Raw genomic sequence first — 13,494 nt, 5'->3', positions numbered from 1 at the left:
AGAATTTGTTAGGAGGTTTTTTGTGTATCCTTTATTAGCTTTGTATAGCTTGCTTCACGATAGAGTCGAGTAGTAGTGGCGATTAACAGAATCTTTAGCAAGATTATCTAATTATAACTATTTTGCCAAAGAAATAAATAGGTCTTCGACCTGAAGTATTCAAGAATAAATAATAGATTGTATGGGCATTTTCGACTTTTTCTCGAAACAGAAAAAAGAATCATTGGATAAGGGTTTGGAAAAAACAAAAGAAAATATGTTTACCAAACTCTCGAGGATTGTTGTTGGGAAATCTAAAGTTGATGATAGTGTATTAGATGATTTAGAAGAGGTATTAATAACTTCGGATGTAGGTGTAGATACTACATTGAAAATTATCGAACGTATAGAGGAGCGTGTTGCCAAAGACAAGTATGTAAATACGGATGAATTGAGCACTATTCTTCGTGAAGAAATTGTTGAATTACTTACCGAAAATAACTCGAGTGATAATACTGTCGGGTTCGATTTGCCTATAGATCATAAGCCTTACGTGATAATGGTTGTAGGAGTTAATGGAGTAGGTAAGACTACAACAATAGGAAAATTAGCTAATCAGTTTAAGAAAGCAGGAAAATCTGTATATCTTGGTGCTGCCGATACTTTTCGTGCCGCAGCCGTAGAGCAATTGGTTATTTGGGGCGAAAGAGTTGGTGTTCCGGTCGTGAAACAGGCAATGGGTTCTGATCCGGCTTCCGTTGCATTTGATGCAATCAGCTCTGGAAAAGCCAATAACGCAGATGTTGTAATAATAGATACTGCCGGACGTTTACATAATAAGATCGGATTGATGAATGAGTTGTCGAAGATCAAAAATGTAATGAATAAAATTGTTCCCGGTGCCCCTCATGAAGTTTTGTTGGTTTTGGATGGTTCGACAGGGCAAAATGCTTTTGAGCAAGCGAAACAATTTACTGCTGCTACAGATGTTACAGCTTTGGCTGTGACAAAGCTAGATGGTACTGCAAAGGGAGGCGTTGTAATAGGTATTTCAGATCAGTTTAAGATACCCGTAAAGTATATCGGACTGGGTGAAGGTATTGATGATTTGCAGGTATTCCAGCGAAAAGAATTCGTGAACTCATTGTTTGGCGGGTAATTTGTGTTACTTTTGTTGTTGCAATAGAGTGTATTGCAGGATTTAAGGTTACTGACCTTTTATTGTTTTGAGAAGTGGAGAGTAAACCAGGTCTCTAAATGGACCCTTTGATAAGGTTTGTGAACTCTTAGACTTAAAAAGAGGCAATAAATATTTACTCTTACTTATACCTAAGAAAGAAGGATTCTTTTTGAATGAAAAAAAATAGAATTGATGTTGTTACGCTAGGCTGTTCCAAGAACCTAGTAGATTCAGAGATGTTAATGAAACAGCTTCTGGCTAATGGATATACTGTGAAGCATGATCCGGAAAAGCCCGAAGGTGAAATTGTAGTTATAAATACATGTGGATTTATAGGTGATGCAAAAGAAGAGTCGATCAATACGATACTTGGTTTTGCAGAAGCTAAAAAAAACAGAAAGCTGAATAAACTTTTTGTGATGGGATGCCTTTCCGAAAGATACATGGAAGAACTTCAGGCAGAAATACCCGAAGTGGATAAATTCTACGGTAAATTTGGTTGGAAAGGACTTATCACCGATCTAGGGAAATCTTTTAGAAAAGATGTCCAATACGAGAGAGCATTAACAACTCCGGCACATTATGCTTATCTGAAAATATCAGAAGGGTGTAATCGTTCATGTTCGTATTGCTCTATTCCTATTATGACAGGACGTCATCAATCTCGCCCTATGGAAGAGATTGTATCTGAGGTAGAATCGTTGGTTGCCCAGGGTGTTAAGGAATTTCAGGTTATAGCTCAGGATTTATCTTACTATGGGCTTGATCGTTATAAAGAAATGAAACTTCCCGAATTAATCGAACGTATCTCCGATGTAAAAGGTGTTGAGTGGATTCGTCTCCATTATGCCTATCCGACTAAATTTCCTTATGATTTGCTTCGTGTAATACGCGAGAGAGATAATGTATGCAAATACCTGGATATTGCCCTTCAGCATATAAGCGATAATATGTTGACAAAAATGAGACGTGGTATAACAAAACAAGAAACTCTGGCTCTTGTAAAGAGAATTAGAGATGAAGTTCCTGGAATTCACCTCAGAACCACATTTTTGGTGGGACATCCGGATGAAACGGAGGCCGATTTTGAAGAATTGATGCAGTTTGTAAAAGAGGCTCAGTTCGAACGAATGGGAGCTTTTCCTTATTCAAATGAAGAAGGCACTTATGCGTACGAAAAATATGAAGATAATATTCCCGAAATAGTTAAACAGGAAAGAATGGATATGTTAATGGCTGTACAGGAGCGTGTCTCTTTAGGCGTTAATGAATCTAAGATCGGGCAACATCTTTCGGTAATTATAGACAGAGAAGATGCCGATTATTATGTAGGGCGTACCCAATATGATTCTCCGGAAGTAGATCCGGAAGTATTGATATCAAAAGATATACCGTTGAACAAAGGCGAGATTTATAATGTTATTATAACTCAGGCAGAGCCTTTTGATTTGTATGGAAATATTGTTGTTCCCAATTGAACTTGTAGCAGTATATCGGTGTTTTTAGCTTTGGTAGGAGCCATATCCAAAGGATGATAGCAGAGAAAATATGGCAGATTGTTGAAAGTATTTATAATCCTGTAAATCTATGACAAATAAAGAATTAATTGCAGAACTGTCTAAAAGGTTAGAGTGGACACAAGCTCAAACATCAAAGATTATGGAGGATGCTGTATCTGTAATTAACACTAATCTGGCTAATTCTGATTCTATAAATATACAAGGGTTTGGATTGTTTGAAACAAAAAGACGCCAGGAGCGGATGTCTGTAAATCCAGTTTCAAAACAACGTTTTCTGGTACCACCAAAGATTACTCCGGCATTTCGCCCCGGGCAAGTCGTGAAAGATAAATTAAAAAAGTTGTCCGAGAATGAATGAAAAACTATCACTTCAAGATTTAGTTGATCTTTTATCGAAGAAAGCTAAAATAACGAAAAAGGATGCAGACTCTTTTTTTAGAGAGTTTTTCCAGTTGATATTGGAACGTATATTTGATAATGACTTTGTCAAAATTAAAGATTTTGGAACCTTTAAATTGATATCGGTAAGTAGCAGAGAAAGCGTTAATGTAAATACCGGTGAGAAAATAGAAATACCATCTCATTATAAATTGAGTTTTATTCCGGATAAAGTTCTCAAAAATTTAGTAAATAAACCATTTTCTCAATTTGAGACAATTCTGTTAGAAGATGGAGTTGTCTTCGAAACATCTGTGGAGGACGATGAAGATATAGATGAGAACGAGGTTGTTGAAAGTACAGAAGTCAATATAAATAAAAAAGAGGACGATGTTGATATCGTCAATGAAGCAGGACAGCCTACTAAGGTGGAGTCTGTTTCTGAAAATTCCAATACAAAATTAGAGGTGAAAGAAAAAGACACACGAGATACCGAAAACTCTAAAATATCAAAACCAAAACCTTCAGGAAATCAGGTTTATCCGAGATCATTTGTGTATACCTACACAAGTTCTTCATCGGAACAAAATACCGGCTCTATTACTTTGACGGTGCCGAAAGATGACCTTCAAGTAGGGGCACATGCTTCGAAGACTGAAAAAGAAGCTCCTTTGCAGGAAGTTCAAGAGAAAAAAGAGTTTCCAATAGTGCTGAAAGATCTTCCGGAGATACCCGTGATAGATGACGATTCTTCTGTTGATTTGAATGAGGAAACTGTGGTTTCGTCAGAAAATAGAGTAGAAGAAATAATCACTACTGAAATAAAAGAGAGTTTATCTGAACCGGAATTAGAGGATGAAGTGAAAGAGCAATCGGAAACTTCTGTGTCAGAAAACGAAGTTTCTTTAAGTGCTCCTTTAATAAAGGATATAATTGCGGATGATATTGAGTTAGAGTCAGATTTTGAATCTGAAATCGAGACTGAAGAGGATGTTATTATTCCTGTTCCTGTTGTTGAAAAAAATATAAAAGCTGAAGTTGAAAAACAATCTTCAATTGACGATGTTCCCCAAAAAGCCTCGAAGTCGACATTTTCGAATCAGGATCCCGAGCGTCCTTTGTTTCCCGGGGAAGATGAAGAGGATATTATAGATGATTCTAGTTTTGTTCCACTCAATAAGAAGCTTTCAAAAGAAGCTTCCGATATTGTTGGTGAAGAGAAGGATGTTATTGAAACTTTGAATGCACGTAGTTTTGCCGGAAATAATAAGCCTACTGCAATCAGGAGTGTATCTTTTACCGATACTATAGATCCGGTTGATATTCCTTATACAGATTATAGTAATCCGGGAGGAATTTCTAAGTTGAGAAAATGGCTACCCGTAATATTGTTCTTCTTAGTAATTGTAGGTTTCTTGAGTTATGGATTGGTTAAAATGCTGACCAAACCTTATGACTTTGAATATAATTTAGGAAGAACCAATTTATCTGCAGTAGACTCAACTACAACGGATGAGAATACCTCTTCGAGTGCTCAGGTAACAGACGCTTTGCTCGATTCAATGAAAAGAGTGCAGCGCGGTCTGGTTGAAGATACCGTGAAGCCAATGAAGCAAGAGCCTATAGTTGCTATTGCTCAAAAGCCGGAAGTAAAACAAGCAGTTGAATCGCCTACTACTAATGTTGTCGGAGATGCAGACTCTTTGACTACAGAGCTTATAAATGCCGAAAAAAACGGCTTTGTTATATCAGATAAACTAAAGTTTGGTATTCTTAATAAAGCGGAGTATCACTTGCAGAAATATGCTGACGAAAATAGAAAAGAATCTATAGGAACAGTATCCTCTCAACCTACTAACCCTGATGTTAAAACAGGTACAGCCTCAAAACCTCAATATTCAACGATTAAGAGAGGTACAACTTTGAGAACGATGGCTGCAACTTATTATGGAAGCCCTGATTACTGGGTTTATATCTATCAAGCAAATAAAAATAATATTGCTAATCCGAATAATGTGCCTATAGGTACTAGATTACTTATACCCTCTTTGGCTGATTATGGAGTCTATAATCCCAAAGATTCAAAAGCAATACAAACCGCAAAAAATCTTGAAACTAAAATTTTAAGACAAAGATAAAGCGATCGTTTTATTATCAATTATAACTATAGTCGATAATAACGCTTCATAAAATGAGGAATAGGGTGTATACTACCTTAAAAAAGAATAGCAGATACGGAGATCTGCTATTCTTTTTTTGTATTTATATATAAAATACGTACAATAATTTGTAATTTTACCGACTCGTGAATTTATGCTGATAGCATAGTGTATTCACAGTTTTTTGCCAAAATATAAAAAAGGTCTGAGACCTTAAAAGAATATAAGATAATGAGTATCCTAGAATTAAGTGAACAAGAAATTTTCCGAAGAAAAAGTTTAGACGAAATGCGTCAACTGGGTATCGATCCGTACCCTGCTGCGTTGTATGAAACGAATGCATATTCGGTTGAAATAAAAGACAACTTTAAAGATGGTGCAGAGCGTCGTCAGGTGGCAATTGCCGGTCGTATAATGAGCCGTCGTATTGCAGGAAAAGCTGCTTTTGTAGATCTTCAGGATTCTGAAGGACGTATTCAGTTGTATATCACCAGAGATGATATTTGTCCTGATGAGAATAAAGATCTGTATAACGTAGTTTTCAAGAAACTTTTGGATATAGGTGACTTTATCGGAATTACGGGATATGTATTCCGTACTCAGATGGGCGAAATATCTGTTCATGCCGAAACTTTGACTGTATTATCTAAATCACTTCGTCCTTTGCCCGTAGTTAAGGTAAAAGATGGAGTAACTTATGATGGATTTACCGATCCCGAAATGCGCTACCGTCAGCGTTATGTTGACCTGATAGTGAACGAAGGTGTAAAAGATATATTTTTAAAACGTACAAAAGTATTTAATTCGATGCGTAATCTTTTTAATGAAAAAGGTTACATCGAAGTTGATACACCAGTGTTACAGAGTATACCCGGAGGAGCATCAGCACGTCCGTTTATAACTCACCATAATGCCCTTAATATTCCTCTTTATCTGAGAATAGCCAACGAGTTGTACTTGAAACGTATGATTGTAGGTGGTTTTGATGGTGTGTATGAATTTTCACGTAACTTCCGCAACGAAGGTATGGATCGTACGCATAATCCCGAATTTACTGTAATGGAAATCTATGTAGCCTACAAAGACTATATCTGGATGATGGAATTTACAGAGCAAATGATAGAAAAGGTTTGTTTGGATGTATTGGGAACAACAGAAGTGCAGGTAGGGGACAATCTGATTAATTTTAAAGCTCCTTACAAACGTGTAACGATGATTGATGCGATCAAAGATCATACAGGTATTGATATCAATGGTATGAACGAGGAGCAACTTCGTGAAGTTTGTAAGCAACTTGGTGTTGATCAGGATGAAACAATGGGTAAGGGTAAACTTATCGACGAAATATTTGGTGAAAAATGTGAGGGTAAATACATTCAGCCTACATTTATTACCGATTATCCGATTGAAATGTCACCTTTATGTAAACGTCATAGAACGAATCCCGAATTAACGGAGCGTTTCGAATTGATGGTTAATGGTAAGGAATTGGCAAATGCTTATTCTGAATTAAATGACCCTATTGACCAACGTAACCGCTTTGAGGAGCAATTACAACTTTCGGCAAAAGGAGATGATGAGGCGATGTTTATCGATCAGGACTTCCTTCGTGCTTTAGAGTATGGTATGCCTCCAACATCGGGAATGGGTATAGGTATGGATCGTTTGGTAATGTTATTGACAGGGCAAACCTCTATTCAGGAAGTGTTACTTTTCCCTCAAATGAGACCCGAAAAAGTAGCAAAGAAAGATGCTGCCACAAAATATACAGAAATAGGAATTCCCGAAGAATGGGTATCAGCTATTCAAAAAGCCGGTTATTTGACAATAGAAGGCTTGGGAGAAGCTAACCCTAACAAATTACGTCAGGAGTTGTGCGAATTAAACAAAAAGCACAAACTCGAATTGGCTAATCCAAAAGAAGAAGAGGTACAAGCATGGGTTAACAATGCTAAAAAATAAGGTTACAAACCTGATTTAAGTTTCAATTGTTTAACATGAATAAAGACCGATGAAATATCCGGGAAGAATAGCTATAATAGGCGGAGGAACATGGGCTACGGCTCTTGCAAAAATAGTACTGACACAGGAAACGCATATCAATTGGTACATGCGTCGTCCTGAACAAATTGAGGATTTTATAAAAGTAGGACATAATCCGTCTTATTTATCTAATGTGCCGTTTAATCTGGATCGAATTTCGTTCTTTTCAGATATCAACGAAATAGTAAATAACTCTGATACTCTGATTCTGGCAGTGCCATCTCCGTTTTTAAAAACTCATTTAGAGAAACTAAAAACGCCGATAAGTGATAAGTTTATTATATCTGCTATAAAAGGAATTATACCTCCAGAAAATCTGTTAGTGACTGATTATCTGACAAAGGAATACGGAGTTCCTTCGGATAAAATCGCAATAGTAGCAGGTCCTTGCCATGCAGAAGAGATAGCACTCGAACGTTTGACATACCCTACCATCGCGTGTACAGATCAGGCAATGGCAACTGCTGTAGCACGTATATTTACAAATCGATTTGTAAAGGCGTCTACTTCGGTAGATGTGAGCGGTATAGAGTTGGCTGCGGTATTGAAAAATGTATACGCTATAGCTGCGGGTATCTGTCACGGATTGAAATATGGCGATAATTTTCAGGCTGTATTAGTATCGAATGCAGTACAGGAAATGGAGAAATTTATGGAAGTAGTTTCGCCCGTCAAACGAAAAATATTTGAATCAGCTTATATCGGAGATTTATTGGTTACAGCCTATTCAAGTTTTAGCCGTAATAGAACATTCGGGTCAATGATCGGAAAAGGATATTCTGTGAAAGCTGCTCAAATAGAGATGGAAATGGTAGCCGAAGGCTATTACGGAACTAAATGTATCATGGAGATGAATGCAGATTACTGCATAAATATTCCTATTGTCGAGACTGTTTATCGTATTCTTTATGAGAAAGTTCCGGCACGTATAGAAATAAAACGTTTAAGAGAAGAAATATTAAAATAAGGTCTCAAATCTTTTTTATTGCTTTGGTAAGTTTAATCCCAAGCTGGTGCAGGCTTAGATAAAGTAATAAATAGTAACGAGTAAACCGATAAATAAATTTAGAGAGATGGAAAAAGTTATAAGTTTAAATGTTGATAAAGTATTTTCTTTTGTAAATAAGTCAGAGATAGAAGCTGGTGCAGCTTTGGCTAAACAATGCAATGAAACTTTACACAAAGGTTCGGGCAAAGGTAACGATTTCCTAGGTTGGTTAAATCTGCCTTCATCTATTACAGATGCTGACCTGAAAGATATTGTAAATACAGCTCAGGTGTTGAGAAGCAAATGTGAAGTTGTAGTAGTTGTAGGTATTGGAGGTAGTTATTTGGGAGCGAAATCGGTGATTGAGGCTCTATCGAACTCTTTTGACTGGTTGCAAAAAGATCGTAAAAATCCGGTGGTAGTATATGCCGGTCAAAATATCGGGGAAGATTATCTATCGGAACTTATCGCTTATTTGACCGATAAATCGTTCGGAATTATCAATATATCAAAATCGGGAACAACAACCGAGCCTGCTTTATCGTTCCGTATCCTCAAAGGAGAATTGGAAAGAAAAGTAGGAAAAGCTGAGGCTCAAAGCCGTATTGTGGCAATCACCGATGCTGCAAGAGGTGCTTTGCATACATTAGCTAAAAAAGAAGGCTATAAAATGTATGTGATTCCTGATAATGTAGGAGGTCGTTTTTCAGTACTTACTCCTGTGGGTTTGCTTCCTATTGCAGTTGCCGGATTCGATATCCAAAAACTGGTACAAGGTGCAGCTTTCATGGAAAAGAATACAACACCGGATGTTCCGTTCGAGAAAAATCTTGCTGAACAGTATGCTGTAACTCGTAACGAGTTGTACAAAAAAGGTAAGAAAATAGAGATACTTGCTAACTACAATCCTAAGCTTCACTTTTTTGCAGAATGGTGGAAACAGTTATACGGAGAAAGTGAAGGTAAAGAAAACAAAGGTATCTTTAATGCTGCTGTAGATTTCACAACCGACCTACACTCAATGGGGCAATGGATTCAGGAAGGCGAACGTTCTATCTTCGAAACTGTTCTTTCGGTAGCAAATCCTCATCATACGGTTCTTGTTCCTAAAGATGAAGAAGATTTGGATGGTTTGAACTTTTTAGTTGGCAAACGTGTTGATTTTGTGAATAAAATGGCGGAACTAGGTACTCAGTTGGCTCACGTTGACGGAGGTGTTCCAAACATCAAGATTGAGATTCCTGAATTGAGCGAATATTATTTAGGACAATTAATATATTTCTTTGAGAAAGCATGTGGTATAAGCGGTTATATCTTAGGGGTAAATCCTTTCGATCAACCAGGGGTAGAGGCTTATAAGAAGAATATGTTCGCACTGTTAAATAAACCGGGTTTTGAAAAAGACCACGAAGAAATACAAAAACGTTTATAAAGGTCGTAGACCTTTTTGTTTCTAAATTGCAGGAGTAAATCTATGCATTTATCTTTTTAGATAGTATACAATTTTTACTCCTGCAAATAGAAATACTAAATTACTTAAGAGTACAGAATGATAGAGAAAAAACACCTATTGGGACTAACTTTAGATGAACTGAAAGATGTTGCATTAGAGTGTGGCTTGCCTAAGTTTGCCGCTAAACAAATGGCGGATTGGCTATATAAAAAAAGAGTACTATCGATAGAGGAAATGACAAATCTATCGTTAGCAAATAGAAACCTATTGTCGGAAAAATACGATGTAGGACGTTCTTTACCTGTCGAAGATCAACGCTCGATAGATGGAACGGTTAAATATCTGTTTAAAACGGATGCAGGGAAATTTATCGAATCGGTAATGATCCCCGAAGATGAAAGAGCCACTTTGTGTGTGTCGTCTCAGGTCGGTTGTAAGATGAATTGCTTGTTCTGTATGACAGGGAAGCAAGGTTTTAATGGAAACCTGTCTGCCAACGAAATTTTGAATCAGGTATGTTCGATAGATGAATCGGATGATCTTACCAATATCGTATTTATGGGTATGGGTGAGCCTTTGGACAACTACGAACAATTGAAAAAAACACTGGATATAATGACTTCGGACTATGGTTTTGCATGGAGCCCGAAGCGAATTACCGTTTCTACTACAGGAGTAACTCCTAAGTTGAAACGTTTTTTAGATGAGAGTAATGCTCATTTAGCTGTAAGTTTACATACACCTATGAAGGAGCAGCGATTGTCGATAATGCCGGCTGAAAAAGCATTCCCTTTATCGGGAGTTCTCGATCTGCTGAAACAATATGATTGGTCAAAACAAAGACGTTTGTCTTTCGAATATATAATGTTTAAAGATTTTAATGATTCTATAGCACATGCTAAAGAATTGTTCAAAATTTTGAATGGTCTCGATTGTCGGGTCAATTTGATTCGATTTCATGCTATCCCTAATGTCGATCTTGTTACATCAAGCAACGAAACAATGATACAATTCAGGGATTTTTTAACCCGTAAGGGTCTGATGTGTACGATACGTTCATCAAGAGGTGAAGATATCTTTGCAGCTTGCGGAATGTTGTCAACTGAGAAAAGTAAGCAATAAAAGGATGTCGTTATGAGTAAACACCCACATATAATTTTTACAAATATTTCTGATGGAAAAGATACGTTTGATAAAGAATTTCAAACAACATTTCCTGCATTAAATAAACTTTTGTTGAAAGCCAGCTGGATTGATTTTACAATAAACAGTAATCAGCTTTATCGTCAATATGTTTGGACAGATAAACATGGTAATACATCAGGATGGTTATGTCATATGGAGCATTGTGTTCCCAGAGGACGCAATATAATACAGGAACATGCCGTATTCTCTAAGAACGTAGGGACTATCGTTCGGTATTGGATTGGCGGTCATCGGAATATAGATACTTTCCTTACTAATAATGAGCATACTTTCACTTTAAAAGATGCTGTTATAGGTATGGGAGGTTGGGAAGAAAACTATATTGCTGCATGTAAATCGGAGGGTCTTGAGCCTTTGGACGTAAAGGAATTTGTGACTTTTGCTCTTGAAGCGAATGGTAATACAACTTTCTATAATAGCAATACTAAAGAAGTATTCTTTTTTGCACACGATGGCTATTCACCTATTGATATTTCGAAGGTAAAAGGACAACCCGAATATACTATTCATAAATTTGATGCGGTGAATACATTTACCGACTATGCCGAGCAATTGGCTCACCAATGGGAAAAGGTAATCAAATAGACGGTTCAAGTAAATCAGACTGTGAGCTTGTCAATTTAGAAGATACAATAAAAAGGTCTGAGACCTTAATATACGAATTACTTAGAAAACTAATATAATGATAAAAGTAGGAATTACACACGGTGACATTAACGGTATTGGCTATGAAGTCATACTTAAAACGTTTGGAGATCTCCGTATTGCAGAATTATGCATTCCTGTAATATATGGATCAACAAAAGTTGCAGCCTATCATCGCAAAGCTTTAGAATTACCTCCTGTTACCTTCAACCTGATTCAAGAAGCGAGTGAAGCAGAGATAAATAAAGTGAATGTTATTAATTGTATTCCCGATGACATCAAGGTCGAACTCGGAAAGTCAACCAAAGCAGCAGGTGATGCCTCGCTAAGTTCATTGGAAAGAGCTACAGCAGATCTGGCTGCCGGATTGATTGACGTATTGGTTACAGCACCTATCAATAAGGATAATATTCAACAAGATACTTTCCATTTTCCGGGTCATACCGAATATTTGGAAAAGAAATTCGGACAGGATACGTCAAAGTCTCTTATGATTCTTGCAAAAGAAGATCTAAGAGTTGCACTTGTTACAGGACATCTTCCTTTAGGTAAAGTTGCCGAAAGCATCACTAAAGAAAAGGTTAAAGAAACAATCGACATATTTAATAAATCGTTACTTCGCGATTTTAATATCGATAAACCCCGTATTGCAGTACTTTCATTGAACCCTCACGCCGGAGAAAATGGTTTGTTAGGGACAGAAGAAAACGACATTATTATTCCTGCTCTGCGTGAGATGGAAGAAAGTGGCATTTTATGCTTTGGACCATATGCTGCCGATGGTTTTTTCGGATCAGGACGCTTTAAATCCTTTGATGGTATATTGGCTATGTATCACGATCAGGGTTTGGTTCCTTTCAAGACTCTGGCAATGGAGGAAGGTGTTAACTTTACGGCAGGTTTGCCTATTGTTCGCACATCTCCCGCACACGGTACCGCTTATAACATTGCGGGGAAAAACGAAGCATCTGAGGATTCTTTTCGTCAGGCAATTTATCTGGCAATTGACACTTTACGTAATCGTAAAGAGTATGATAAAGCCCATGCCAATCCTTTGAGAAAAATGTATTATGAGAAGGGTGGAGATAACGAAGTCTTAGATCTGACAAAAGAAGAATCGGCAGATTGATATTATTATAATACCATAGGGGCGTATTGTATATGCCCTCAATAAATAGAATATTACAATGGGCGTATGAAATACGTCCCTACAATAGCAGATAAGATGAATTATGCAATAATAGCCGCCGGAGAAGGTTCGAGGTTGGCACAAGAAGGGGTTACGTTACCAAAGCCTCTTGTAAAGTTAAACGGGGTGGAGATGATTCGTCGCCTCATTGATATTTTCGCAAAGAACCAAGCTGACTCCATCAGTATCATTGTAAATGAAGAGATGAAAGCAGTGCAAGAATACGTAAAGCAAATAAAACTGGATATTCCACTTAATATTGTTATAAAATCGACTCCCAGCTCGATGCATAGCTTCTTCGAATTGAGGGAATTTTTGCGTGAAGGTAAATTTTGCTTAACTACTGTTGATACAATATTTAAAGAAGAAGATTTCGAGCAATATATCAAAGCGTTCATTGCTGATGCTGAATCGGATGGAATGATGGCTGTAACCGATTATATTGATGACGAGAAACCTCTCTATGTGGATGTCAATCAAAATATGGTAATTACTGGATTTCTGGATAATTCGGATTCATGTAAATACATTTCGGGAGGTATATACGGTTTAACACCTAAAGGAATAGATACACTCGAAAACTGTTTGTCTTCGGGGCAATCGCGCATGCGGAATTTTCAACGTCAATTAGTGGCTGACGGATTGTGTCTCAAGGCATATCCTTTTCCGAAGATTGTAGATGTTGATCATGCCGAAGATATTGTAAAAGCTGAGGCGTTTCTTCGAAATTAAATAAACAGGAAATCAAAAAGTA

At 37.1% G+C, this 13,494-nt stretch carries 11 protein-coding genes; all 11 read left to right on the top strand.

Annotated elements, in window-relative coordinates; genetic code table 11:
- The first annotated feature begins 181 nt into the window (after positions 1-181).
- Positions 182-1,138: a signal recognition particle-docking protein FtsY gene (ftsY, locus tag G7050_RS02950; RefSeq protein WP_166110978.1), complete on the top strand. Its 957-nt coding sequence runs from the start codon at positions 182-184 to the stop codon at positions 1,136-1,138.
- Between the two features lie 194 nt (positions 1,139-1,332).
- On the top strand, positions 1,333-2,637 hold the full coding sequence (gene rimO, locus G7050_RS02945; RefSeq protein WP_166110974.1) for a 30S ribosomal protein S12 methylthiotransferase RimO: 1,305 nt from the start codon (positions 1,333-1,335) through the stop codon (positions 2,635-2,637).
- Between the two features lie 109 nt (positions 2,638-2,746).
- The gene (locus tag G7050_RS02940) at positions 2,747-3,037 is read left to right on the top strand and encodes an HU family DNA-binding protein (RefSeq protein WP_166110971.1); all 291 of its coding nucleotides are present in this window, start codon (positions 2,747-2,749) and stop codon (positions 3,035-3,037) included.
- Entirely contained in the window at positions 3,030-5,195 is a 2,166-nt protein-coding gene (locus G7050_RS02935; protein ID WP_166110968.1) for an HU family DNA-binding protein, read from the top strand. The genes G7050_RS02940 and G7050_RS02935 overlap by 8 nt, the downstream gene beginning before the upstream one ends.
- A 252-nt stretch (positions 5,196-5,447) precedes the next feature.
- Positions 5,448-7,178 carry a lysine--tRNA ligase gene (gene lysS, locus G7050_RS02930; protein WP_166110965.1) on the top strand — a complete coding sequence of 577 codons (1,731 nt, stop codon included), beginning with the start codon at positions 5,448-5,450 and terminating at the stop codon, positions 7,176-7,178.
- Positions 7,179-7,227: 49 nt separating this feature from the next.
- Positions 7,228-8,226: an NAD(P)H-dependent glycerol-3-phosphate dehydrogenase gene (locus tag G7050_RS02925; protein WP_166110963.1), complete on the top strand. Its 999-nt coding sequence runs from the start codon at positions 7,228-7,230 to the stop codon at positions 8,224-8,226.
- Between the two features lie 106 nt (positions 8,227-8,332).
- On the top strand, positions 8,333-9,679 hold the full coding sequence (locus G7050_RS02920; RefSeq protein ID WP_166110960.1) for a glucose-6-phosphate isomerase: 1,347 nt from the start codon (positions 8,333-8,335) through the stop codon (positions 9,677-9,679).
- A gap of 117 nt (positions 9,680-9,796) precedes the next feature.
- Positions 9,797-10,822 (top strand): 23S rRNA (adenine(2503)-C(2))-methyltransferase RlmN, encoded by a 1,026-nt coding sequence (gene rlmN / locus G7050_RS02915; protein WP_166110957.1) that lies wholly within the window; start codon positions 9,797-9,799, stop codon positions 10,820-10,822.
- A gap of 12 nt (positions 10,823-10,834) precedes the next feature.
- The gene (locus G7050_RS02910; protein ID WP_166110954.1) at positions 10,835-11,491 is read left to right on the top strand and encodes a hypothetical protein; all 657 of its coding nucleotides are present in this window, start codon (positions 10,835-10,837) and stop codon (positions 11,489-11,491) included.
- 97 nt (positions 11,492-11,588) lie between these two features.
- Positions 11,589-12,680, top strand: coding sequence for a 4-hydroxythreonine-4-phosphate dehydrogenase PdxA (pdxA, locus tag G7050_RS02905; RefSeq protein ID WP_166110950.1), 1,092 nt, complete (start codon positions 11,589-11,591; stop codon positions 12,678-12,680).
- 96 nt (positions 12,681-12,776) lie between these two features.
- Positions 12,777-13,472, top strand: coding sequence for a sugar phosphate nucleotidyltransferase (locus G7050_RS02900; protein ID WP_166117616.1), 696 nt, complete (start codon positions 12,777-12,779; stop codon positions 13,470-13,472).
- Positions 13,473-13,494 lie beyond the last annotated feature (22 nt).

Origin of the sequence: Dysgonomonas sp. HDW5A (assembly GCF_011299555.1) — a bacterium.
In the GTDB taxonomy this organism is placed as follows: Bacteria; Bacteroidota; Bacteroidia; order Bacteroidales; family Dysgonomonadaceae; genus Dysgonomonas_A.
This window is presented reverse-complemented; position numbering and strand designations above follow the sequence as displayed.

Coding starts and splice junctions, on each gene's coding strand:
- rimO (WP_166110974.1), top strand. CDS start 1,333: ATGAAAAAAAATAGAATTGATGTTGTTACGCTAGGCTGTTCCAAGAAC.
- rlmN (WP_166110957.1), top strand. CDS start 9,797: ATGATAGAGAAAAAACACCTATTGGGACTAACTTTAGATGAACTGAAA.
- G7050_RS02910 (WP_166110954.1), top strand. CDS start 10,835: ATGAGTAAACACCCACATATAATTTTTACAAATATTTCTGATGGAAAA.
- G7050_RS02920 (WP_166110960.1), top strand. CDS start 8,333: ATGGAAAAAGTTATAAGTTTAAATGTTGATAAAGTATTTTCTTTTGTA.
- G7050_RS02900 (WP_166117616.1), top strand. CDS start 12,777: ATGAATTATGCAATAATAGCCGCCGGAGAAGGTTCGAGGTTGGCACAA.
- lysS (WP_166110965.1), top strand. CDS start 5,448: ATGAGTATCCTAGAATTAAGTGAACAAGAAATTTTCCGAAGAAAAAGT.
- G7050_RS02935 (WP_166110968.1), top strand. CDS start 3,030: ATGAATGAAAAACTATCACTTCAAGATTTAGTTGATCTTTTATCGAAG.
- ftsY (WP_166110978.1), top strand. CDS start 182: ATGGGCATTTTCGACTTTTTCTCGAAACAGAAAAAAGAATCATTGGAT.
- G7050_RS02925 (WP_166110963.1), top strand. CDS start 7,228: ATGAAATATCCGGGAAGAATAGCTATAATAGGCGGAGGAACATGGGCT.
- pdxA (WP_166110950.1), top strand. CDS start 11,589: ATGATAAAAGTAGGAATTACACACGGTGACATTAACGGTATTGGCTAT.
- G7050_RS02940 (WP_166110971.1), top strand. CDS start 2,747: ATGACAAATAAAGAATTAATTGCAGAACTGTCTAAAAGGTTAGAGTGG.